This is a genomic window from Pseudomonas sp. yb_9, from assembly GCF_043103635.1.
GTDB classification, from domain to species: domain Bacteria; phylum Pseudomonadota; class Gammaproteobacteria; order Pseudomonadales; family Pseudomonadaceae; genus Aquipseudomonas; species Aquipseudomonas monteilii.
The window spans coordinates 133880-155756 of the sequence record NZ_JBICKA010000052.1; the positions used below are offsets into that span (position 1 = coordinate 133880).

The window sequence follows — 21877 nt, forward strand, 5'->3', positions numbered from 1 at the left end:
AACAATAAGGAATTCGCCATGCGCCGCCTCTTTCACAGGGCCCTGCTTTGCCCCAGCCTGCTATCGGCCGCCCTGGCACTGGCCAGCGGGCATACCATGGCTGCCACTGCCTGGGTCTCCAACGAGAAAGACAACAGCCTCAGCCTGATCGACATGCAAACGCTTGAAGTCACCGACACCTTGCCGGTCGGCCAGCGCCCGCGCGGCCTGCTGCTGTCCCACGACAACAAACTGCTGTACATCTGCGCCAGCGATTCGGACCGGGTGCAGGTGATGGACGTGGCCACCCGCAAGATCATCAAGGAGCTGCCCTCCGGCAAGGACCCCGAGCAGTTCGCCCTGCACCCCAACGACCGCTGGCTGTACGTGTCCAACGAGGATGACGCACTGGTGACAGTGATCGACACCGTCACCGACGAGGTGCTGGGGCAGATCGACGTTGGCATCGAACCCGAAGGCATGGCGGTCAGCCCTGACGGCAAATGGGCAGTCAACACCAGCGAAACCACCAACATGCTGCACTGGATCGACACCAGCACTCAGACGTTGGCCGACAGCACCCTGGTCGATCAGCGGCCACGCTTCGTCGAGTTCAACAAGGACGGTTCGCGGCTGTGGGCATCGGCGGAAATCGGCGGCACGGTGACCATTCTTGACGTGGCCACGCGCCAGGTACTCAAAACCCTGAACTTCCAGATCAAGGGCGTACACCCGGACAAGGTCCAGCCGGTGGGCATCAAGCTCAGCGCCGATGGCAAGTACGCCTTCGTCGCCCTGGGCCCGGCCAACCATGTGGCGGTGATCGATGCCAACACCTACGAGGTACTCGACTACCTGTTGGTCGGGCGACGGGTCTGGCAGCTGGCGTTCACGCCGGACCAGAGCCAGTTGCTGGCCACCAACGGCGTCAGCGGCGATGTTTCGGTCATCGATGCGAAAAACCTCAAAGTGCTCAAGTCGGTGAAGGTCGGGCGCTACCCCTGGGGTGTGGTGGTCACACCATGAACGCCCTCGACGTCAGTGACGTAAGCTTTGCCTATGGCCAGCGCGCGGCACTCAAACAGGTCGGGTTCAGCCTGGCGCCAGGGCACTTCGCCGCATTGCTGGGCCCCAACGGTGCCGGCAAATCGACACTTATCGCGCTGCTTACCCGCCTGTACGACCTGCAGCACGGCGACATCCGCGTAGGCGGCTGCTCGCTGCGCAATGCCGCACGCCCGGCTTTGCGCCAGCTGGGCGTGGTGTTTCAGCAAAGCACCCTCGACCTGGACCTGACCGTTGAACAGAACCTGCGCTACCACGCGGCGCTGCATGGCCTGTCGCGGCGCCAGAGCAGCCAACGGGTCGACGCCGAACTGGCCCGTCAAGGGCTGGGCGAACGTCGGCATGAGCGTGTTCGTGCGCTGAACATCGGCCATCGGCGCCGGGTGGAGATTGCCCGCGCCCTGCTGCACGAACCACGCCTACTACTGCTTGACGAAGCCAGTGTCGGCCTCGACCCGGCCAGCCGCCTGGCGCTCAACCAGCACGTACGACGGCTGTGCCGCGAGCAGCAGCTCAGCGTGCTGTGGACCACCCACCTGCTGGACGAGGTCCAGCCCAGCGATGACCTGCTCATATTGCATCAAGGCCGCCTGGTAGCACGCGGTACCGCCGACGCCCTGAGCCTGGAGCACGGTGGCGACCTCGACAGTGCCTTTGCCCGGCTGACCAGCGCGCCCTCAGGAGCCAACGCCCAATGAACGCTTACTGGCAATGTTTCAACGGCATCATGCTGCGCGAATGGCTACGCTTCGTGATGCAGCGCACGCGCCTGCTCAGTGCGCTGGTGCGCCCGCTGCTGTGGTTGCTGGTGTTCGCCGCCGGGTTTCGTGCGGCCCTGGGCATTGCCATCATCGAGCCCTACGACACCTACATTCCCTACGAGGTGTACATCATCCCGGGCCTGGCCTGCATGATCTTGCTGTTCAATGGCATGCAGGGCTCGCTGTCGATGGTGTATGACCGGGAGATGGGCAGCATGCGCGTGCTGCTGACCAGCCCATTGCCACGGCCGTTCCTGCTGGGCAGCAAGCTGTTGGCGACCGCGTTGATTTCCCTGCTGCAGGTGTATGCCTTCCTCGCCATCGCCTGGCTGTACGGCGTACAGCCGCCCGCTGCGGGCCTGCTGCTGGCACTGCCGGCAATGCTGCTGGTTGCGTTGATGCTCAGCGCCCTGGGGCTGCTGCTGTCGAACGCGATCCGCCAGCTGGAGAACTTTGCCGGGGTGATGAACTTCGTGATCTTCCCGCTGTTTTTTCTGTCGTCGGCGTTGTACCCGCTGTGGAAGATGCGCGAGGCCAGCCAGTGGCTGTACTGGCTGTGTGCGGTGAACCCGTTCACCCATGCGGTAGAACTTGTGCGCTTTGCCCTTTACGAGCGCCTGAACCTGCTGGCGTTGGTGGTGTGCCTTGGGTTGACGGCGCTGTTCACCCTGCTGGCGATCCTCACTTTCAACCCCCAGCATGCGGCGCTGCGCAAGCCGCGTTGAACCTGTCGCCCATATACCTGAGCATTTTTCTACTACTTTAGTACTGCCTTTGCTGTCTGATCGTCGCATTCACAACACACCACCGCTGGCATGTAATGGGCCTATAACAAGAAGGATAAAACCATGCCACGTGCCCCGCACCCTTTGCTGGCTGCCCTTTCGCTGTGTCTGTCACTGGGTATCGCCCAGGCCGACACCACCCCGCTGTTTTCCGCCGAAGGCTACCGCGCCACCCTCTACCGCAGCCCGACCCCGCAACAGGTCGAGGGCGGCCAGGTCATCGACACCGCCGCGCTGCAAACGCTGCTGGCAAACAGCCCCAGGCCCGTACTGATCGACGTCTATCGCCGCCAATGGCTGCAAGGCCAATTCATCGAAGACGAACCGCACGCCAACCTCCCCGGTAGCCTTTGGCTGGCCAACACCGGCGACGGCGAGCTGAGCCCGGCCTGGCAGGACTACTTCGTGCGCAACCTGCAAAAAGCCACTGCCGGGCACCCGGAGCACCCCCTGGTTTTTTATTGCCGCTCCGATTGCTGGTTAAGCTGGAACGCGGTAAAACGCGCTAGAGCCCTGGGCTACAACAACCTGTACTGGTACCGCGACGGCCTGGACGCCTGGCAGCAGGCCAACCTGCCGCTGCAGCCAGCACAACCCGTGCCCTTTCCCTGAACTGCCTGCAAATGCGTGCCCCGCCCCCTCCAATAAAAACAAGGTGAAAAGGCCATGTACAAAATTTTGATTGCCGACGATCACCCGCTGTTTCGCGAAGCCATCCACAACGTCATCAGCGATGGTTTCCAGGGCAGCGAGGTCATGGAAACCGCCGACCTGGACAGCGCCCTGGCCCTGACCCAGGCGCACGACGACCTCGACCTGATCCTGCTCGACCTGAACATGCCCGGCATGCACGGCCTTAACGGCCTGATTACCCTGCGCAACGAGGCGCCGACCACCCCGGTGGTGATCGTTTCGGCCGAGCAGGAAAAGCAGATCGTGCTGCAGGCCATCACCTACGGTGCCGTGGGTTTCATCACCAAGTCCTCGCCCCGTTCGCAGATGATCGAAGCGATCGAGCAGATCCTCAACGGCAATGTCTACCTGCCGCCCGACATCATCCGCGCCCAGAAAAGCAGCACCAGCCGGCGCCACAACGAGGCGCCGAGCTTCCCGCCGGAAATGCTCCAGGCCCTGACACGCAAGCAGCTGTTGGTGCTGGAGCGCATGACCAAGGGGGAGTCGAACAAGCAGATTGCCTATACGCTGGATATCGCTGAAACCACGGTCAAGGCCCATGTTTCGGCGATCTTGCGCAAGCTCAATGTGCATAATCGGGTCCAGGCCATCTTGAGTGCTGGTGATATTGATTTTGCTGATTACCTGCGGCGTTAGCCTGTTCTGGCCTCTTCGCGGGCAAGCCCGCTGCCACAGGGATTGTGCAGCTTTGAAGCCTGTAGAATTCCTGTGGGAGCGGGCTTGCCCGCGAAGAGGCCGGTAGCTATGTCCCGCTGTTTGCCAGCAGATGACTCATCGCCGTCTTGAGCTTCATCGGCCGCACCGGCTTGTGCATCAGGGTGTGGCCCAGCTCGCGAATCTGCTGCTTGAGGTCGTTGCTGTAGTTGGCGGTTATCATCAACGCCGGTAATGGCTGGGTGCGCCGGGCATTGATCCGCGCCACGGCGTCGACACCGTTGCAGTCGTTGTCCAGGTGGTAATCCGCTATCAACAGGTCGGCTTCGGCATGGTAGTTGTCCACCTGGCGCGCCAGGTCTTCCTCCGACAGCGCCGTGACCACCCGGCAGCCCCACCCCTCCAGCAAGGTGCGCATGCCGGCGCAAATCGCCGCGTCGTTATCCAGCACCCACACCCGCGCCCCGCGCAGGCGCTCGAGCATCGGCTCGCTGACCACCTGGCTCGGCTGAGTTTTGGGCGCGGTGGTGCTCAGTGGCACTTCGACGGCAAATACCGAGCCTTTGCCAAGCCATGAACGTACCCTTATCCGATGCCCAAGGATGCCGGCGATCTTTTCTACAATCGCCAGGCCCAGGCCCAAGCCACGGTCCTGGTCCGGGCGCTGTACATCACCGCGCTTGAACTCCTGGAACATGTCGTCCAGGTGCTCTTCGGCAATGCCGATGCCACTGTCCCACACTTCGATCCGCAGACCGCCACGCAGGCGCCGGCAGCCCAGCACCACACGCCCGCTGCGGGTATAGCGAATGGCATTGCTGAGCAGGTTGCGCAGGATCCGCGCCAGCAGCTGGATGTCACTGCGCACCACCGCCGAGCAGCCCACGAAATGCAGTTCAAGGCCTTCACTGCGCGCCACCTGTGCGTATTCGGCAGCAAGGTTGTCCATCAGCTCGCGCAGGGCAAACGGGGCGACATCGGCTTTGATCACCCCGGCATCGAGCTTGGAAATGTCGACCAGAGTGCCGAGCAGGTTTTCCACATCTTCCAGCGAATTGCTGACGTTACGCACCAGGTGGGCACTGTCTTGCGGGTCGCGGCGCTCCAGCAATGCGCTGGTGAACAGCCGCGCCGCGTTCAGCGGTTGCAGCAGGTCGTGGCTGACCGCTGCGAGGAACTTGGTTTTCGACAGGTTGGCCTGTTCGGCCTCGCGCTTGGCCTCGCGCAGGCGAGCCTCGGCTTGGCTTCGCTCTTCGATTTCACGCAGCAACTGGTCGTTGAGGCTGGTGAGTTCGGCGGTGCGTTCACGCACCCGCTGCTCCAGGTGCTGATAGGCCTGGTGCAGCGCCTGGGCAGTGTTGCGCCGCTCGGTAATATCGCGGATCAACACGAAGATGCCCACCACCTCGCCGCTGGCCAGGCGGTTCGGCACGTAGGAGCGCAGCATGTAGCGTTCCTGGCCATTGATATTGGTTTCGGCAAATTCGAAGGTAACGCTCTCCCCCGCCAGTGCGCGTGCCACATAGGCTTCCAGGCGCTGATAGTGCTGCTCGCTGTGGGCCTCGCGCAGGCTCTGGCCGAGCATCACACCGTGCGGCCAGCAGTACCATTCCTCGTAGACCTTGTTGGTGAACTCGTAGACCAGATCGGCGTTCAGGTAAGCGATCAGCGCCGGTACATTATCGGTAATCAGGCGAATCTGGTGCTGGTGGGCGGTCTCGGCCCGCTGTCGGGCCTCGCTGAGCAAGCGGTTGACGGCCTTGAGCTCGGCCATGGCCTGGTTCAGGGCATCGGTGCGTTCACGTACCTGCTCGGCCAGCACCACGGAATGCTGAAACGCCGCATAGGGATCGTTGCCCCGGGTTACCCCAGACTCGATGCGTTCGATCAACGCACCGTTGATCCGCTGCAGCTTTTGGTTTTCGTGCTGCAGCCGGGTGACCTCGGCCTGCAGTTCAGCGCCCGACAGGAGGCCGGTTGCGGGCAATGGCGACCCCGGTGAAGGTCTGGTTGATGTGCATGCCATTGAACTGTTCTCCGTAGGTGTTGAAGCCGATCACCCGCTGCTCACGCAGAAACGCGCCGACCGGTTCCAGGCCCTGCCGGGCCTCCAGTTCCAGCCGCCGCAGGAAGCAATCACAACCAATGGTCAGCAGCAGCGGGCCGAGGCGCTGGCGCAGGCCGTCGAACAGCTGGTGCAGGTTGGGCAACAGCGGGCCCGGGGTCATGGCCGTGAGCACGATGCCGTTTTCCACTGCACAGTAAAAACTCAGGCTCAGGTCCGGGTGCACCTGCTGGATCGCCCGCACGTAGTACTGGTCGTGAATACGTACAGCCAGCGGGTGGGCAGCGAACACCCGATGGTCAAGCGCAGCCACGGGTACGCCGATGTGGCGGGCGTACTCTTCGGCTGCGGGCTCGGCATTCAATTCGAAAACCCGGCGCTGGGCGCTGTCGGCGCCGGTTACCACCAGCTTTTCCTGGCGCGGCAAAATGTGGTGCGTGGTGAACACTTCAAAATCGAGCCAGGTGTTGACCAGCACCACCACAGCCGCCCCGTTGTGAAAGGCGCCGCCGTAGTACACATGGGTGCGTGTCAGGTAGTTGTCGTCACCGGCAGAGCCCCCGAAATGCGGAATGTCACCTAATGCCGCGCTGAGCGCGGCAAGCACCATTTCCTCGCGGCTGGACAGGCCGTCGAGCAAGGTCAGGGCAAAGCTGTGACCCTTGATGGGTGCCAACGTATTGCTGCGGCAGGTGCCGACCAGGCGCTCGACCATCTGCTGCGCGTCGATCAGGCTGAAGTGCTCCATTTCATCGATCAGCGCGGTGGCGATGGAAAAGTGCCGGTGATCAAAGCCTACCGCTGTGACGCAATTACGGCCGTACCCCTGGGGCGTGATTTCGCCGGCGCTGGTGCAGCCGACCAGGCGGATGCCGCCAAAACCCTGCTCCAGGGCCTCACCCAAGGCCTGCAAGTCGTATTCGGCGGAACAGAAGAACAGCACGAAACCCAGGTGCGGGTGCAGCAATTGCCGCGCCAGGTCCTGGGCGGCCAACCGGGCGTCGGTGGCCTGGGACATGGCGCTGACCACACCGTCGTTTTGAGCCTGCTGCATTGGGGTCTCCGGCGCGGGGTGGCTGAGGGGTCAGTGTACGAAGGTGTTTGCGGGGGACGAATGCTACTTGGGTAGCGGGTGGGCGGTTCCATGGGCGTAAATGTTGGGGCCGCTTTGCGGCCCCGGGTGCCTACCAGGTCAGCACCGCACCCACTGCAAAGGTATCGGTGTCTTCGTTCTGCGCACTGGTGTCATGCCCATCGATGGAAAACTGGTTGTACTCGGCCACCAGCTTCAGGTTGTCGTTGACTTCATGGAACAGTGCCACGCCACGGGTCTCGTAGTCCGCACCGCTGCCCACCGCGCCGTTGCCGTCGTCCTTGGTCTTGCCATACGACAAGGCAATGCGGTTTTTGCCGACCTTGTACGAACCCTGCAACAGGTAGCCGTCACTGTCGACGTTACGCAAGACCGGTTCGCCGGCATTGTTGGTAAAGAACGGGTTGATACCCTTGGCCTGGAACCCCGAGCCGGTCAGCGACAGCCCGCCCATCTTCGCCTGCACGCCATAGCCAACACCTTTGGACGTGATCGTCTCCACCGTCGAGTCGGTATTGTCGGAGGTCTGGTAGCTGCCGTTGACCCAGCTGTAGATCTGCGCCCCGCCCAGGTCGAACTGGTAGGTAATTTCGCTCTCGGTACGCGGGTTTTCCTGGTAGGCCTTGCCGGTCGGGCTGCTGTCGTTGGTGTCCACCGGGTCCATGATGCCCACCGCCACGCGCAGGCCGTCCATTACCGGGGTGCGGTAGGTGATCTGCGAGGTGGGGAACGGGTATGGGTAGCCACTGCCGATGTTGCCGAACGACACCCCGCCGCCGTCCACCAGCCCCAAGGTGTCACTGACCTGGCCGTAGCCGGCCAGCAGTTCGTCGAGCAGGATGTTGGAACGGGCGAACAGCCCGAAGTCCTTGCCGATCAACACCTCGCCCCACTCGGGATTGGCCACGGTGCCGTAGAACTGGCGCACGTCGATGGCGGTGTCGGTGCCGTTGGTTTCACTGTCGTTGATGGTGACCCAGAACGAGGCACGTGCGCCGAGCTTCAGGTCATCCACCTGCTTGCCCATGTTGAAGCCCAGGTAGTTGGGCAGGAAGCCCATTTTCACCCGCGACTGGCGGCGATCGAACTGCTCGCCTTCGCGGTCGACCTTGCTGTTGACGTAGAAGGCATTGATGTAGCCGTCGGTGGAAAAGGTGGTCTGGTCTTTGTCATACAGCATGATCTCGGCTTCGGCGACGCCACTCAGGCCCAGGGCAGAAAAGCTGGCGATGGCGGCGGCGAGGAAACGAGGCGGCAGGTGCTTATTGTTGTTGTACATGGCGCGCTCCAAACAGGGGACTGGATGTCGGAGGCGATTATCAGAACAGGGCAAATTGCCAGATACGCTGCTTTGGGGCGGGGTGTTGGGTGCTTTGGGGTGGCGGGGGTGGCGCAGTGATTAGGTGCTGGTACCTGCTTGGGTCGGGATGCAAGACTTAGGACGTATGTAGGAATGGTCGGCGGGTATTGATACACCTGAACGAACCGGGGCTGCAAAGCAGCCCCAATTACGCTATCTGAGAGCTATCGCTTAGCTTCAGGAAGCAAGCACCTGCGAACGCTGGCGCAATGGCATTTCATAGCGGTGCGGTTGCTGCCAGGCCAGCCGTGCCTGCACATCGACCGCCGCGTCCTTCACCTTCTGTGTCCAGTTCTCATCCTTCGGGCACACGACCACAACGCGGAACCCGTGGTCGACGCCTTCCAGCCGCACACCTTCGGAGTCATCGACATGCAGGTCGATATCGAACGCCGAGGGTAACTTCGAGGGGGAATTCTCCAGGCCTTTCTGGGCCAGGATGTGTTGGTGCCGGTCGCTGTTGACCACGCCATCGACATGGATGCCATACAACATCAGCCAGCGGCGAATGTAGGCCGGTGTGCGCCCCGAAGAGGTATAGATCCAGATGCTGCACCCCTGGCGGCGCAGGTCGCGAATCAGCGAACGCGTGCCACTGCGCAGGGGTTCGCCCAACCAGCGGTGGACGAAGCCCGGCAGCTTGCTGTCTTCGGCATCAGCGTGCTCAGGCAAGCAGGCGAGCGTGTCGTCGATATCAAAGGAAATGCGCACCTGGCCACGTTTGAGCTTGCGCTCGATGGCTTGGCGCCCGCGCTGGAGCATGGATGAACGAAGCATCAGCGGCTCCTCTCGCAGGCAGGCACAGGCGTACTGCTCAGAAAGAACTTGTCGGGCTCAGGCGCCTTCGCTTCAAGGAAAGCGGCGTACTTTTTCTTGATTTTGGGTAGTTCGTACAAAGCCTTGACACCGTGTTTGGCGGAGTTGCGAATGACCGAGGACGGGTTGAAGTAACCCTCGGCGTTATCCAGCGACAGCACGAATGGCGGCAGCCCGGCACGCATCAGCAAATAGCTGACAATGAGCGAACCCGTGCGGTTGTTGCCTTCGATGAACAGCTGGGGCTTGCTGAGGATACGTACATACACACCGGCAGCCCGCTTCCAGACCGAATCGCTGCGGTACGCGCAGTACCAGTTGTACAAATCCTTGATGCCACCTTCGACGTTGTTGAAAAAGTGCGCCTCGGTTGCAGCCAGGTGGGGGGCGAACTCCAGGCGGCGGGCCTGGTCGCTGCCGCACAGCACGGTGGCATTGATTTCCAGCATCAGGTTCAGCTGTTGCAGGTCGAACAGGTCGATACCGCGAGCGACATAGTCGTCAATCAGGGCATAGCCTTCAAGCACATTCAGCAGCACCTCGTCGGTGAACGGGTCCCTCGGTTCGGTGAAATGCTGGCTGAGTTCGGCAAAGCGGCCTTGCACCTCGCGCAGTGCGCGCTCTACCGCTGACAGATCAAGACGACGCATCGCTCGCATTGGAAATCCCGGGTAACACTTTAACGGAAGGTAACGCGGCCGGGCGTTGCACCCTTCCTGGCTGCAACGCCCGGCCACCTTGAAAAGCGATCAGCTGAACTTGCCGCTGATGTAGTCGGCAGTCAGTTGTTCACGCGGGTTCTGGAAAATCTGCGTGGTCGGGCCCATCTCGACCAGGTAACCGGTACGGGTACCCTGGGAGATATCGACCGAGAAGAACGCGGTGGTGTCGGCGACACGAATCGCCTGCTGCATGTTGTGGGTGACCAGCGCGATGGTGTAGTCCTTCTTCAGTTCGACCATCAGCTCTTCCACGCGACGGGTAGCGATGGGGTCGAGTGCCGAGCACGGCTCGTCCAGCAGCAGCACCTCCGGTTCGGTGGCAATAGCACGCGCAATACACAGGCGCTGCTGCTGGCCGCCGGACAGGGACAGGCCGCTGACCTTGAGCTTGTCCTTCACTTCGTCCCACAGGGCGGCGCCTTGCAGGGCGTGCTTTACGCGGTCACCCAGGTCGCCCTTGTAGCGGTTCAGGCGCAGGCCAAAGGCAACGTTGTCGAAGATGCTCATCGAGAACGGGTTGGGCTGTTGGAACACCATGCCGATGTAGCGGCGCACGACTACCGGGTCGACGCCCTTGCCGTAGACATCCTGGCCCAGGAAGTGCACATGCCCTTCGAAGCGGAAGCCTTTGACCAGGTCGTTCATGCGGTTGAGGCTACGCAGCACGGTACTCTTGCCGCAGCCGGACGGCCCGATGAAGCCGGTGATCTCGTTCTTGCGGATCGGCACATGGCTGTCGCGTACGGCCATGAAGTTGCCGTAGAAGATCTTGTCCAGCTTGCAGTCCATGACGATGGGGGCTTCGTTGACCATGGGAGCGGCCTTTTGTGCTGTGGATACGTTCAAGTTTGGATGCTCCCTTTCTCAATACTTGGGCTTGCCGAATACACGGCTAAGAATGTTGATTACCAGCACGATCATTACCAGTACCAGCGAGGCCGCCCAGGCGAGCTCCAGCTGATTGTCGAACGGCATGCCGGAGAAGTTGTAAATCAGTACGGCCAGCGAGGCAGTCGGGTTCATGACCGCCAGGCTGCCGTCGTGATAAATCCAGTAGTTGCTGAACAGCGCGGTGAACAGCAGCGGCGCGGTTTCGCCAGCGGCGCGGGCCACGGCCAGCATGACGCCGGTCAGGATGGCCGGCAGGCCGGTGGGCAAGACGATCTTCCAGATCACCTGTGCACGGGTGCAACCCATGCCGTAGGCAGCATCTTTCATGATCTTGGGCACCATCTTCATCGACTCTTCGGCGGTCAGCACCACGATCGGCAGCATGAGTACCGCCAGGGCCACGCCACCGGCCGGCGCCGAATAGGTACCGGTGGTCATCACCACCAGGGCGTAGGCAAATACACCGGCCAGGATCGACGGCAGGCCAGTGAGCATCTTGGCGGCAAAGCGCGCGGCGTTGGCCAGCTTGCTGTCCGGCCCGAGCTCGGCCAGGAATACCGCCGCCAAGATGCCAACCGGTACCGCGATGGCTGCGGCGATACCGACCATGACGAAGGTACCGGCCATGGCGTTGCCGAAGCCACCGCCCATCTCGAAGCCGGTGGGTGGCAGCTCAGTGAACACTTCCAGGTTAAGGCGTGCACCGCCGCGAGTAACCAGCATGTACAGCACGGAAATCAGCGGCACGCTGGCCACCAGTGCGGCCACCCAGGCCAGGGTGGTCAGTATCAGGCTGCGCAGGGCACGGCCTTCCAGCTTGCGCTGCAGGCTGGGCAAAGCAGTTGTTGGGGTGCTGAGGTCCGTCATTATTTGTTACCCCGCTGGGCGTAGAGCATGATCATCGAGCCGAGCACGTTCACCAGCAGGGTGATGAACATCAGCACCAGTGCGGCGTACATCAGTACTTCGACCTCGTTCGGGCCGGCTTCCGGGAAGTTCAGCGCCAGCAGCGCCGCCAGGGTGTTGGCCGGGGCGAACAGGGACACGGAAATGGTGTTGGCATTGCCGACCAGCATGGCCAGCGCCATGGTTTCACCCAGGGCACGGCCCAGGCCCAGCACTAGCGAGCCAAAGATGCCGGTGGCGGCGGATGGCACCATCACCTTGAGGATGGCTTCCCAGTGGGTAGTCCCCATGCCGTAGGCCGCCTGCTTGGTTTTCATCGGTACGCTGGTGAGCGCATCCTGGGAAACGGCGGCAATGGTCGGCAGTATCATGATGGCCAACACCAGTGCCGCAGGCAGCAGGCCAGGGCCACTCAGGGAGGTGCCGAAGAACGGGATCCAGCCCAGCTCGCTGTTCAACCAGGTGGTCAGCGGGCGGATGGCCGGGATAACGACGTAGATGCCCCACAGGCCATACACCACGCTGGGGATGGCGGCGAGCAGCTCGACGATGGTGCGGAACACGGCAGCCAGCCGTGCCGGCAGGAAATCCTGGGTAAGGAAAATGGCCATGCTGACGCCAAAGAAACCGGCGATCAACAGTGCGATGAAGGCGCTGTAAAGCGTGCCCCAGATCGCTGGCAGAATACCGTACTTGCCTTGGTTAACGTCCCAGACCGTGCCGAACAGCACGTCAAAACCGTGTTTTTCAATGCCTGGCAGTGCCTTGCGGCCCACTTCGTAGACCAGCGCGACGACCAGCGCCAATACCAGCACCACACCAATGCGTGCAAGCGCACGGAAGGTACGGTCAACCAGGAAGTCTTTCGCAGACGGTGGCTGGCACGCGGAGTCGGGGTTATCCGGTATGGCAAAGGGTGTGTTCATGGGCAAATTCCGGGACAAGGGACAAACACGCCCGGCACGGCTTCACTGCCATACCGGGAGCGCCTGGGTATTACTGGATGTTGGCCGACGCTTTGCGCACCTGGTCGACAACCGACGGTGGCAGCGGGATGTAACCCATCGAATCGGCGATGGTCTGGCCTTTGGTCAGGCTGTACTCGACCATTTCACGCATGGCTTTGGCCTTGGCCGGGTTGCCGTTGTCCTTGCGGAAGATCATCCAGGTGTAGGAGGTGATCGGGTAGGACTTGGCACCGGTCGGGTCTGGCAGCCAGGCCACCAGGTTTTCCGGCATGTTCACCGCAGCCAGTGCTTCGGCACCGCTCTCGGCGTTCGGCACGACGTATTGGCCAGCCTTGTTCTGCAGCACGGCGAAGTCGACCTTGGCCAGCTTAGCAAAACCGTACTCGATGTAGCCGATGGCGCCTGGGGTCTGGCGGACGGTGGCGGTTACGCCATCGTTTTTCGGCGATTTGATGAACTTGTCAGTGGCCGGCCAGTTAACGGTGTTGCCTTCACCCAGCCCTTGCTTGAAGTCAGCGTTGATGGCCGACAGGTGCTTGGTGAAGACGGCGGTGGTACCGCTGGAGTCGGCACGCACCACCACGGTGATCGGGGTGGCAGGCAGCTTCAGCTCAGGGTTGGCCGCAGCGATTTGCGGGTCGTTCCACTGGGTGATCTTGCCGAGGAAGATGTTGGAGTACACATCGCGCGGCAGCTTCAGGCCTTTAGGGTTGCCCGGCAGGTTGTAAGCCAGCACGATTTCACCGGCGGTCATTGGCAGCAACTGCACGCCTTCGCCAACCTTGGCAATGTCTGCTTCGCTCATGGCCGAGTCGCTGGCGGCGAAGTCGACGGTCTTGTTCAGGAAGTCCTGTACACCCGCCCCGCTCCCCTTGGACTGGTAATCAACGGTGACGCCAGCGGTGTTCTTGCTGAAGTCCTTGAACCAGGTCAGGTAGATGGGTGCAGGGAAGCTGGCACCGGAACCGGTCAGGCGAACGTTTTCGGAAGCAAAGGCTGCCGAAGTGGCGCAGAGGGAAACGGCAACAGCGAGTGCAGCAGACTTCATCAGGCGTTTCATCAAAATGTGCTCCGTGTGATGGCCGGCACACTTTGCATCAGCTGTGTTACAGCTTTGTGACTATTGAATGGCAGGCCGCACGTTAGAGCTTTCTGGTTGCGCCATCACGGCAGATTGATGCCATGCGCGGCTCACCGGCATCAACCAAGGCCGGCAATACCCCCCTCATCTGTTTCTGGGCAGCGGTTACGGCATAGGCACTCGAACTCCGCCGCAGCCCGGGTCGGAAAGTTGAGGCTCAGGCGCATCTTGTCTTGCGTGTCATAAAGGTCGTAGCCCTCCCCCAACACGGCAGGAAAGCCGAGGCGGCGCGGGTAGATTTCTTTCTGGAGCGGCACGGCAGGAACCACAACGAAGCGCGTCTGCATGATCATCCCTCTTCGGCAGTGCTTTAGTATTAGTACTGCTAGAGGAAAGCATCAAGCTGACTCATGCAAAATTGCGCGGGCGGTCATCAGGCCCGGTAAAGGCTGAATACCCTCATCAGGATGAGCACGCAAAAGCCCAGCAGGCAGAGCACACCGATACCATAGAAAAGTGTTCGCCAAGGCTGCAGCGCCGCCAGGTAGGCCCCTGTGTGCAGGCCCCTGGCCAAGGTGAACACGACGCACAGCCAGGCAGTGAGTGCGGCAGGCGAATCCAGTGCAATGGCCAGCCCGCCAAGGGCAAAAAAAGCCGGGATGTTCTCAAGATCATTGGCCCACACTCTGGCGGCGCGGATTACCTGCGGGCGCTCCGCTGGCTGAGGGGCGCGCTTGAAGACAGCGGCATCCTCCGGGTTGGTGAACGCGACAACGCGCAAGCGGTGGTAACCCTGATAACAGGAGACCAGGAACATCTTCAGGAACAACGCGACCACGCAAAGCGCAAAGACATGCAAGCCCATCGTCCTCTCCTTGGTAGGGTTTGCCAGCACAGTAGTGATAGGGTTGCTTGCGCTCAATGACCCGTGAGGTCATGGACATTGCACTCAAGGACGATCAGGGCAACGCATGAATCCGCATCTTTTCCATCGAAATACCCCTGCCCCACAGACCACGGCGGGCCAGCATCTGCGTCAGCTGCGCCGGCAGGCCAACCTCAGCCAACTGGAACTGGCGCTGCTGGCGGGGCTGTCGCAGCGTCATCTGAGCTGTGTGGAAACCGGGCGCGCCAAGCCCAGCCCGAGCACCTTGCATGCCCTGCTTTCGGCGCTTGGCGCGCCGCTGGCGTTATGTAATGAGGTGTTCGTCGCCGCCGGGTACGCGCCCCGCTACGCGGCCTCGCCACTCGATGCGCCTGAACTGGCCTTGGTACACACCGCTATCGACCATATCCTGCAGGTGAACAACCCCGCACCGGCAATCGTCATCGACAGCAACTGGGACGTCATCGCCGCCAATACCAGTACGGGTCTGCTGTTGGCGATGGCAGGCGTTACGGCACAACCGGTGACAGGGCTTAACCTGTTGCAAACACTGCTCTGCCCTGGCGGCCTGGGCGACCACCTGGCCAATGCGCAAGAGATCCGCGCCGCTGCCTGGCAGCGCGCCACCAGGGAGGCCGCCGGCAACCCGGCACTGGCCGAGCGCTTGCACAGCCTGCCGGCCCCGGCCAGCCCACTTGAAACGGCGGCGGCGGCTCCCGTGTTGCTCACCCGTGTATGCACGCCTTACGGTGTGCTGACGTTTCTGTCCACCTTCACCACATTCGGCATGCCGCAGGACATTACCGTGCAATCACTGCGCATCGAGCACCTGATCCCTGCCGACCCGCAGACACGGCAGCGGATGCAGGCGGCATTCGAACAGTGGTCGGCCGTTACAGGGTGAACGACAACGTCTGGCCAAGGAACCTGGCACTGACCTGATGCCCTGCTGCCTTCAGGTCGAAGGGCTGGCACATGGCCCCCGTGGTTACCACATCCCCGGCATTCAGGGTAAAGCCACGTTCGGCAGCATGGGCATACAGGTGGGCCAGCGACACCAACGGGTCGGTTGCGGCATCGTCCGTCAAGCCCCGCACGCGTAGTTCGCCATCAACATGCACCTCGGTGGTCTCGGCCAGGTCGGCCAGCAAAGGCACGTCGATGCCTGCGCCGAGGCTGCTACCCACGACCAAGGCTTCAAACCCCACGTTGTCCGCCACGAAGCTTGGCCAGCCGACGCTCTTGCGGTCGACAAAGCGCGAGCGCACCACTTCGAAGGTGACGCAAGTGGCGCGCACATCAGCGCGGCGCCTTCAGCCTGCGATACTTCATGGGCATAGGGTTGTGCCGGCGGGCCACCTGGGTGGCTTTCACCAGCCTTGGCGCGCAAATCGGGCCGTTGCTCGGCGACCCGCGCAACTACGGCTTCGACATGACCTTCGCTGCGGTCTTACTAAAAAAGCCTGGATAAATGGCCAACCAACCCTGTTACCCAAGCTACTGCAACCGCCACGGCGCAAGGTAACAGGTACAAACCCGTGACCGCCTTGGTCAGCCGGCCATGGATGCGTATACCTATCATTTTTGCCAGTAGTACCCGACTTGAAATCACGAGAGACTTATACCTGCACGCTTGCACACTTCTCAATGGACCGAGGTAATAGCACGATGAATGCCACACCTATTTTCAGGTTATATTTTTACCAGAACAAAAGTCTTATTTCAATCAAAGAGCACGCTAGAACTCATTCTGCTTTCAGAAATGGCGAACAGCCACTCGCGCTAATGGATTCGAGAAAAACAGGTGATTCCTGCCTTATTGCAATCAATGCTAGCCACTCAGTTCTTAACTACCAAAACACCAACCAAAAAAAAACAAATGTTTATTCACCCTATGGCTATGACCCCGCTGAAAACTCAATATTGGAGTTAATCAGCTTCACTGGTCAGGCATTGGACTCCATGACAAACTGTTACGCGCTTGGAGCGGGGCATCGCAATTACAGCCCTATTCTTATGCGCTTCCTAAGCCCTGACAGCTTAAGCCCCTTCAGGGACGGAGGGATAAACACATACGCTTACTGCTCTTCCGACCCCATTAACTATTCAGACCCATCCGCACAGACAAGACGCGTAGTCAGTAATATCGGCGTACCTCGCGGAGGAGTAAAAGCCCAGGTATTCAAACGCCAAGCCCAGGCATCCAAAGACCTAAGCAAACGCCCCCCATTGCAACGAGATAGCGTCACACACCCTATCAAAGGGGAGAAACTAATATCCGGCGACAAAAGATCCGTGCACTTCAATAAACATCTGATGCCCAGTAATATCTCTCACGGAGTCAACGACGAACCAAAATCCATCCTGAAAAATAAACGCACCTATTCTCAGAACGACATTGATATCGGCTCATTTAACATTTTCGACCAAGCAAGCCGACAGAACTATGCCAACGAACATAACATAATGATATTAAACACCCTACCCCGGGGACATCCGCTACAAACGGCAATACAATCTGAAATTAACTTAGGAAATGGATCTAACTCTCTCGCCACGGACAACGCTGCTGTCCGTGGCGAAATACCACCTTTACCGCCTAGACTCAATCCAACTACTTGATAACATTGAGCCGGAATAATGCGCTGAATCGGGATCTATCGGGGTGACCTCATAACCGGCAGCCAACCCCGACACAGAGGACAAGGCCTCCCGGCGATAGTACCTGCCAAAAGACCTTCAGACCGAAAGCTGTACCAACGGCGCCGTCCACAAGCTACCCAGATTCTGCAACAACGGCCCGGCAGCCCCCTGCTGCCCAACGTAAAGTAGAAACAATGGTTTTCCTTCTTGCCGGTGGTGGTGTTTGCCATTGTCGTCACAGGGGTGCTGCGCGTGCTGTTGCCAGCATGATTCGCTGCAGCTGCAGCTGCAGCTTCTCCATTCCATTGACACACATCAAGCCCTCACGCCGGGTTCGCGCGAGGATGGCTTCAAGCAAGGAATGACTCAAGCACCGCCAGCCGCACAGCAATAGGGATTTACCCAATATCACTGTGCGCGGCCTTGGACAAGGAGCCCCACATGAACCCGCTGAAACACATACTGGTTGCCACCGACCTGTCCCCCTATGCCCGCAACGCTGCGGAGCGCGCCGCCTACCTGAGCAAGGCGCAACAGGCCTCGCTTGACCTGCTCTACGTTGCCAACCCTGCACCCTTCGAGCGCCTGAAGCAGTTGGTAGTGCCTGACGACGACCTGTTGAAGCGCGTACTGGATAGCGCCGGGGAAAAAATCCACGCGCTGGCCGCCATGTTGTTCCAGCGCTACGACATCTCTGCAGGTGTGCAGGTTGCCAGCGGCTCGGTAACCACGGAAATCACCCGGGTGGTACAGGACAAACACAGCAGCCTGCTGGTGTGCGGCGCCAGGGGCCAAAGCGTGGCTCGGCGCCTGCTGCTGGGCTCGACCGTGCAGAAAATGCTCAGCCGCATGCCCTGCCCTTTGCTGGTGGTCAAGCCTGCCCCTCGTGATGCCTACCGCACGGTGCTGGTTCCCGTCGACTTTTCCCCCGTATCGCTGCGCGCCATCGCGTTGGCCAGGCGTATTGCCCCACAGGCCGAGATCATCCTGTTACATGTGTACGAAGCACCGTTCGAAAGCAGCGTGCGCTTCGCCCATATCGACCACGACACCCTCACCCACTACCGCAATGTGATCCGCAAGGATGCAGTGACACAGCTCGCCGCCCTGAGCAAGGCAGCCGGCATGCCCGATGCACGGCAGATCGTGGTGCATGGCGACCCCGGCTGGCGCATTGCCGAACAGGAACAGGAGCTGGAATGCGACCTGATCGTGGTCGGCAAGCAGGGTACCAGCGCGCTGGAGGAGCTGTTGGTGGGTAGCGTCACCAAGCATGTACTGAACGAATCGCAGTGTGATGTGCTAGTGTCGCCATAACACCCCGGACCAAGCGGGCAGCCTCCTTCCGAAGGCTGCACTGCCTACGGGCAGCATTCCCAAGTCCAGAAACTAATATGTACAGTGGCATTGCCATTGCAAGCGCTCTGCTCAGGGCGTTTCATCGATTGCGCTGATGTTTACTATCAAGCCGCCTGCCTGTCGGCCTGAAAAGGCCGTCCCTATAATCCCCAGCAAATCCCCCCGCTCCTGCGCCTGCTACAGGCGATATCCCTCATGGAACCGAACCCCATGCCAAGCAACCGCCAGGCCCCTCGCGGCCTTCCCGAACATAGTCAACAGAGTGTCCTGCAGCAATGGCTGGCAATCCTCTCGGTCGCCGTGGGTGCCTTCGCCCTGGTCACCAGTGAGTTCCTCCCGGTGGGGGTGCTCAACGATGTGGCCAGCGACCTGGGCATCAGTGCCGGCCTTGCCGGCCTGATGGTGACCCTGCCCGGCATCATGGCCGCATTGGCCGCACCCTTGATTTCCGTCGGCGTGGGTGCGCTGGACCGGCGCTACCTGCTGATCGGCCTGACGCTGATCATGATCATCGCCAACGCGACCGTGGCCTATGCCGGCGACTTCAACCTGTTGTTGGTCGGCCGTGTGCTGCTGGGCGTCAGCATTGGTGGTTTCTGGGCGACCGCCATCGCCCTCAGCGGCCGACTGGCACCTGACGGCATGGGCGTGGCCAAGGCCAACTCCATCATCATGGCTGGCGTAACCCTGGCAACCGTCGTGGGTGTACCCGTGGGCACCTGGCTGAGTGGCCTGATGGGCTGGCGCATGACCTTCCTGGTGACTGCGCTGGTGGGCGTGCCCGTGCTGCTGGCGCAAATGTTCCTGCTGCCGCGGCTGATGCCGGAAAAGGCCATTCGCATCAGTGACCTGCCGGCGCTGTTCATCAACCCGCAAGCGCGGGTCGGCCTGATCGCCGTGTTGCTGATTGGCCTGGCGCACTTTGCCGCATACACCTACGTTGCACCGTTCTTCAAACAGAATGCCGGCTTCGACGGGCCTACGATCGGCTCCTTGTTGCTGCTGTATGGTGTGGCCGGCTTCATGGGTAACATCTTCGCCGGCTTTGCAGCCAACCGCAGCGTGCGGCATACCCTGATGCTGGTCGCGTTGATGATCGCCGTCAGCACAGCCCTGTTCCCGCACTTCGCCACCGGCATGACCGGCGCCGCGATGCTGATTGCATTGTGGGGCTTCGCCTTCGGTGCGTTCCCGGCCTGCGCCAACATCTGGATGTTTGTCGTAGCCCCCAAGGATGTCGAGCGTGGCATGCCGCTGTTCGTGGCCATGTTCCAGGTGATCATTGCCGTGGGCTCGTTCTTCGGCGGCCAGGTGGTCGACCACATGGGCACAGCGGTGCTGCTGAGCCTGGCTACGGCGCTGGTAGGCTGCGGCTTTGTCACGGTGTTGGTGCTGGGCCGCAACGTCAGCAACAGCCTGGCGGCGCAGCCAGGCTGAGTTGTAGTGCCGGGGCTGCTGTTCAGCCCCTCGCGGGTAAGCCTGCGTCTGCATACAGGCGCTCCCTGCACTGACCGTCATAACCTGAACCTACCCGCCAGCGCTGTCATCTGCCCGACCAACCCCGACAACGCCTTGCTCGCTTCGCTGGTTTGCTGTGCGCCCGCCGCCGAGTGGTTCGACAGCTCACGGATGTTCAGCAAGTTACGGTCCACCTCCCGCGCCACCTGGGCCTGCTCTTCGGCCGCACTGGCAATGACCAGGTTGCGCTCGTTGATTTCGCCGATCGCACTGTAGATGCCCTCCAGCACCTGCCCTGAGGCCAGGGTCACGTCCAGCGTCGACTGGGCACGGTTGGTGCTGGCCTGCATCGAAGCCACTGCGGCCTCGGTGCCCGCCTGCACGCGGCCGATCATCTGCTCGATTTCCTGGGTCGACTGTTGTGTGCGGTAGGCCAACGTGCGCACTTCATCCGCCACCACAGCGAAGCCACGGCCGGCCTCACCTGCGCGGGCAGCCTCGATGGCCGCATTGAGCGCCAGCAGGTTGGTTTGCTCGGACACCGAGCGGATCACCTCCAGCACCTTGCCGATATCCCGTACCTGCCCGACCAACTGCTCAAGGTGCGCACTGCTGGTCTGGATCTCGCGGGTCATGGCCTCGGTGCCGTCGATGTTGTCGCTGACCTGACGACGGCTTTGTGCGGCCAGCTGGTTGGACTCACTGGTGGTCTGCGAAGTGGTGATGGCATTACGTGCAACCTCCTCCACAGCCGTGGTCATTTCGGTCACGGCGGTAGCGGCCTGCTCCAGCTCTTGCCCCTGCTGGCGCAGGTTGTTGGCGCTTTCCTCGGTGACCGCGTTCAATGCCGTGGCAGCAGCGTCCAGCTGCCGGGCGCAGTGGTCGATTTGCCCAAGGGTATCGCGCTGGCTCTGCTGCATGCGTTGCAGTTCATGGAACAGCTGGCCGATCTCGTTATTGCCCTGCCCTTGCACCGGCACGCTCAGGTCGCCACCGGCAATGCGCTGGAAATGCCGACCGGCTTCACGCAACGGGTGCAGTACCCGCTGGGCAATGAAGGCCCAGCACAGCACCGCCAACAGCAAGGTCACACCCAGTAGGCCCAGACTCAACCATTGCGCACGAGCCAAGCGCCGATCGGACTCAAGCATGATCTGCTGGCCACGTTCACTCAGTGCGCCCACCAGTTGCTGACGTAACGCTTGCAACCGGCCCATGGCATTGCCGGCGTCGCTGTTGACCTTGAAGTACTGCTCCAGCGAACGCTGGCGGGTCGCTTCCCGCTGCCCCGCCACTGCCTTGGCGTACTCGGCAAAGGTAGCCTGCAGCTCGATAGCCAGTGTGCGAAGGGCGGTCTCGCGCGCGCTTTCGACAAATTCGTCGACCAGCTTCTGGCTCTTGTCGTTCAGCTCGACCGACAGCGCCATGCGCTTGCCTGCGCTCTCGTCATGGCCACCCAACTGCTCGATGAAACCCGAGGACACATTGGCACTGGAACGAATCGCCATGAGCAACGCATTGTTCAACCGGTCCGACTGGTGTGCGGTCTGGTCCAGTTCGGTGATCTGCTGGTCACTGCCCACAGCTGCCCACCAGGCGCTCACGGTAGAAAACAGCAAGGTCAGGCTGAACAGCGACAATACCCAGAACATTCCGGTACGTATCTTCAGGTTGGCAAGCATGCGGGCA

21 protein-coding genes and 2 pseudogenes are annotated in these 21877 nt (G+C 61.2%); 9 read left to right on the forward strand and 14 right to left on the reverse strand.

Features of this window, described 5'->3' with window-relative positions; translation table 11 throughout:
- The first annotated feature begins 18 nt into the window (after positions 1–18).
- The 5 genes from ACF8MI_RS15585 (at position 19) to ACF8MI_RS15605 (ending at position 3922) form a co-directional block, all read left to right on the forward strand.
- Complete coding sequence (locus ACF8MI_RS15585) at positions 19–1005, forward strand: YVTN family beta-propeller repeat protein (protein WP_060499185.1); 987 nt, start codon at positions 19–21, stop codon at positions 1003–1005.
- Positions 1002–1742, forward strand: coding sequence for an ABC transporter ATP-binding protein (locus ACF8MI_RS15590; RefSeq protein ID WP_164524460.1), 741 nt, complete (start codon positions 1002–1004; stop codon positions 1740–1742). The genes ACF8MI_RS15585 and ACF8MI_RS15590 overlap by 4 nt, the downstream gene beginning before the upstream one ends.
- On the forward strand, positions 1739–2530 hold the full coding sequence (locus tag ACF8MI_RS15595) for an ABC transporter permease (protein ID WP_060499187.1): 792 nt from the start codon (positions 1739–1741) through the stop codon (positions 2528–2530). Before ACF8MI_RS15590 ends, ACF8MI_RS15595 begins: the two co-directional genes overlap by 4 nt.
- A gap of 123 nt (positions 2531–2653) precedes the next feature.
- Positions 2654–3202 carry a PQQ-dependent catabolism-associated CXXCW motif protein gene (locus tag ACF8MI_RS15600; protein ID WP_200928530.1) on the forward strand — a complete coding sequence of 183 codons (549 nt, stop codon included), beginning with the start codon at positions 2654–2656 and terminating at the stop codon, positions 3200–3202.
- Between the two features lie 54 nt (positions 3203–3256).
- Positions 3257–3922, forward strand: coding sequence for a response regulator transcription factor (locus ACF8MI_RS15605; RefSeq protein WP_019096518.1), 666 nt, complete (start codon positions 3257–3259; stop codon positions 3920–3922).
- Between the two features lie 106 nt (positions 3923–4028).
- Here the strand turns inward: ACF8MI_RS15605 and ACF8MI_RS15610 are convergent, their stop codons facing one another.
- From ACF8MI_RS15610 to ACF8MI_RS15660, 11 genes are all read right to left on the reverse strand, one after another.
- Complete coding sequence (locus ACF8MI_RS15610) at positions 4029–5966, reverse strand: NahK/ErcS family hybrid sensor histidine kinase/response regulator (RefSeq protein WP_374754798.1); 1938 nt, start codon at positions 5964–5966, stop codon at positions 4029–4031.
- Complete coding sequence (gene nosP / locus ACF8MI_RS15615) at positions 5896–7059, reverse strand: nitric oxide-sensing protein NosP (RefSeq protein ID WP_060499190.1); 1164 nt, start codon at positions 7057–7059, stop codon at positions 5896–5898. The genes ACF8MI_RS15610 and nosP overlap by 71 nt, the downstream gene beginning before the upstream one ends.
- Positions 7060–7189: 130 nt before the next feature.
- Positions 7190–8377 carry a porin gene (locus ACF8MI_RS15620; protein ID WP_200928531.1) on the reverse strand — a complete coding sequence of 396 codons (1188 nt, stop codon included), beginning with the start codon at positions 8375–8377 and terminating at the stop codon, positions 7190–7192.
- Between the two features lie 258 nt (positions 8378–8635).
- Entirely contained in the window at positions 8636–9235 is a 600-nt protein-coding gene (locus tag ACF8MI_RS15625) for a hypothetical protein (RefSeq protein ID WP_060499191.1), read from the reverse strand.
- On the reverse strand, positions 9235–9933 hold the full coding sequence (locus ACF8MI_RS15630) for a hypothetical protein (protein ID WP_060499192.1): 699 nt from the start codon (positions 9931–9933) through the stop codon (positions 9235–9237). Before ACF8MI_RS15630 ends, ACF8MI_RS15625 begins: the two co-directional genes overlap by 1 nt.
- A 90-nt stretch (positions 9934–10023) precedes the next feature.
- Positions 10024–10809, reverse strand: a complete 786-nt coding sequence (pstB, locus tag ACF8MI_RS15635) for a phosphate ABC transporter ATP-binding protein PstB (protein ID WP_060499193.1) — start codon at positions 10807–10809, stop codon at positions 10024–10026.
- 51 nt (positions 10810–10860) lie between these two features.
- Entirely contained in the window at positions 10861–11754 is an 894-nt protein-coding gene (gene pstA, locus ACF8MI_RS15640) for a phosphate ABC transporter permease PstA (protein WP_016714318.1), read from the reverse strand.
- Positions 11754–12719, reverse strand: a complete 966-nt coding sequence (gene pstC, locus ACF8MI_RS15645) for a phosphate ABC transporter permease subunit PstC (protein WP_104834972.1) — start codon at positions 12717–12719, stop codon at positions 11754–11756. The genes pstA and pstC overlap by 1 nt, the downstream gene beginning before the upstream one ends.
- 70 nt (positions 12720–12789) lie before the next feature.
- Entirely contained in the window at positions 12790–13821 is a 1032-nt protein-coding gene (pstS, locus tag ACF8MI_RS15650; protein WP_016714320.1) for a phosphate ABC transporter substrate-binding protein PstS, read from the reverse strand.
- Between the two features lie 140 nt (positions 13822–13961).
- Positions 13962–14195: a hypothetical protein gene (locus ACF8MI_RS15655; protein ID WP_016714321.1), complete on the reverse strand. Its 234-nt coding sequence runs from the start codon at positions 14193–14195 to the stop codon at positions 13962–13964.
- A gap of 80 nt (positions 14196–14275) precedes the next feature.
- The gene (locus ACF8MI_RS15660; protein WP_025753187.1) at positions 14276–14707 is read right to left on the reverse strand and encodes an MAPEG family protein; all 432 of its coding nucleotides are present in this window, start codon (positions 14705–14707) and stop codon (positions 14276–14278) included.
- Between the two features lie 106 nt (positions 14708–14813).
- Here ACF8MI_RS15660 and ACF8MI_RS15665 point away from each other — a divergent pair, with 106 nt between their 5' ends.
- The gene (locus tag ACF8MI_RS15665) at positions 14814–15632 is read left to right on the forward strand and encodes a helix-turn-helix domain-containing protein (protein WP_025753189.1); all 819 of its coding nucleotides are present in this window, start codon (positions 14814–14816) and stop codon (positions 15630–15632) included.
- On the opposite strand, the pseudogene ACF8MI_RS15670 reads toward ACF8MI_RS15665, so the two are convergent.
- Positions 15622–16029, reverse strand: a pseudogene (locus ACF8MI_RS15670) (hydratase); the annotation flags it as partial. The gene ACF8MI_RS15665 and the pseudogene ACF8MI_RS15670 overlap by 11 nt on opposite strands.
- A 367-nt stretch (positions 16030–16396) precedes the next feature.
- Here ACF8MI_RS15670 and ACF8MI_RS15675 point away from each other — a divergent pair.
- Positions 16397–17350, forward strand: a complete 954-nt coding sequence (locus ACF8MI_RS15675; RefSeq protein ID WP_392517595.1) for an RHS repeat-associated core domain-containing protein — start codon at positions 16397–16399, stop codon at positions 17348–17350.
- A gap of 117 nt (positions 17351–17467) precedes the next feature.
- On the opposite strand, the pseudogene ACF8MI_RS15680 reads toward ACF8MI_RS15675, so the two are convergent.
- Positions 17468–17569 (reverse strand): annotated as a pseudogene (locus tag ACF8MI_RS15680) (DUF2780 domain-containing protein); the annotation flags it as partial.
- 243 nt (positions 17570–17812) lie between these two features.
- Between ACF8MI_RS15680 and ACF8MI_RS15685 the strand changes: the two are divergent.
- The gene (locus ACF8MI_RS15685) at positions 17813–18688 is read left to right on the forward strand and encodes a universal stress protein (protein ID WP_060499197.1); all 876 of its coding nucleotides are present in this window, start codon (positions 17813–17815) and stop codon (positions 18686–18688) included.
- A 252-nt stretch (positions 18689–18940) separates the two neighbouring features.
- Positions 18941–20167 (forward strand): MFS transporter, encoded by a 1227-nt coding sequence (locus tag ACF8MI_RS15690; protein ID WP_104835467.1) that lies wholly within the window; start codon positions 18941–18943, stop codon positions 20165–20167.
- Between the two features lie 77 nt (positions 20168–20244).
- Here the strand turns inward: ACF8MI_RS15690 and ACF8MI_RS15695 are convergent, their stop codons facing one another.
- Positions 20245–21870, reverse strand: a complete 1626-nt coding sequence (locus tag ACF8MI_RS15695) for a methyl-accepting chemotaxis protein (protein WP_392517596.1) — start codon at positions 21868–21870, stop codon at positions 20245–20247.
- Positions 21871–21877: the final 7 nt, after the last annotated feature.

Bases quoted from the DNA above. Each gene is read 5' to 3' on its own strand.
- ACF8MI_RS15585 (WP_060499185.1), top strand. From the start codon at position 19: ATGCGCCGCCTCTTTCACAGGGCCCTGCTTTGCCCCAGCCTGCTATCG.
- ACF8MI_RS15590 (WP_164524460.1), top strand. From the start codon at position 1,002: ATGAACGCCCTCGACGTCAGTGACGTAAGCTTTGCCTATGGCCAGCGC.
- ACF8MI_RS15595 (WP_060499187.1), top strand. From the start codon at position 1,739: ATGAACGCTTACTGGCAATGTTTCAACGGCATCATGCTGCGCGAATGG.
- ACF8MI_RS15600 (WP_200928530.1), top strand. From the start codon at position 2,654: ATGCCACGTGCCCCGCACCCTTTGCTGGCTGCCCTTTCGCTGTGTCTG.
- ACF8MI_RS15605 (WP_019096518.1), top strand. From the start codon at position 3,257: ATGTACAAAATTTTGATTGCCGACGATCACCCGCTGTTTCGCGAAGCC.
- ACF8MI_RS15610 (WP_374754798.1), bottom strand. From the start codon at position 5,966: ATGGCATGCACATCAACCAGACCTTCACCGGGGTCGCCATTGCCCGCA.
- nosP (WP_060499190.1), bottom strand. From the start codon at position 7,059: ATGCAGCAGGCTCAAAACGACGGTGTGGTCAGCGCCATGTCCCAGGCC.
- ACF8MI_RS15620 (WP_200928531.1), bottom strand. From the start codon at position 8,377: ATGTACAACAACAATAAGCACCTGCCGCCTCGTTTCCTCGCCGCCGCC.
- ACF8MI_RS15625 (WP_060499191.1), bottom strand. From the start codon at position 9,235: ATGCTTCGTTCATCCATGCTCCAGCGCGGGCGCCAAGCCATCGAGCGC.
- ACF8MI_RS15630 (WP_060499192.1), bottom strand. From the start codon at position 9,933: ATGCGAGCGATGCGTCGTCTTGATCTGTCAGCGGTAGAGCGCGCACTG.
- pstB (WP_060499193.1), bottom strand. From the start codon at position 10,809: ATGGTCAACGAAGCCCCCATCGTCATGGACTGCAAGCTGGACAAGATC.
- pstA (WP_016714318.1), bottom strand. From the start codon at position 11,754: ATGACGGACCTCAGCACCCCAACAACTGCTTTGCCCAGCCTGCAGCGC.
- pstC (WP_104834972.1), bottom strand. From the start codon at position 12,719: ATGAACACACCCTTTGCCATACCGGATAACCCCGACTCCGCGTGCCAG.
- pstS (WP_016714320.1), bottom strand. From the start codon at position 13,821: ATGAAACGCCTGATGAAGTCTGCTGCACTCGCTGTTGCCGTTTCCCTC.
- ACF8MI_RS15655 (WP_016714321.1), bottom strand. From the start codon at position 14,195: ATGATCATGCAGACGCGCTTCGTTGTGGTTCCTGCCGTGCCGCTCCAG.
- ACF8MI_RS15660 (WP_025753187.1), bottom strand. From the start codon at position 14,707: ATGGGCTTGCATGTCTTTGCGCTTTGCGTGGTCGCGTTGTTCCTGAAG.
- ACF8MI_RS15665 (WP_025753189.1), top strand. From the start codon at position 14,814: ATGAATCCGCATCTTTTCCATCGAAATACCCCTGCCCCACAGACCACG.
- ACF8MI_RS15675 (WP_392517595.1), top strand. From the start codon at position 16,397: ATGAATGCCACACCTATTTTCAGGTTATATTTTTACCAGAACAAAAGT.
- ACF8MI_RS15685 (WP_060499197.1), top strand. From the start codon at position 17,813: ATGAACCCGCTGAAACACATACTGGTTGCCACCGACCTGTCCCCCTAT.
- ACF8MI_RS15690 (WP_104835467.1), top strand. From the start codon at position 18,941: ATGCCAAGCAACCGCCAGGCCCCTCGCGGCCTTCCCGAACATAGTCAA.
- ACF8MI_RS15695 (WP_392517596.1), bottom strand. From the start codon at position 21,870: ATGCTTGCCAACCTGAAGATACGTACCGGAATGTTCTGGGTATTGTCG.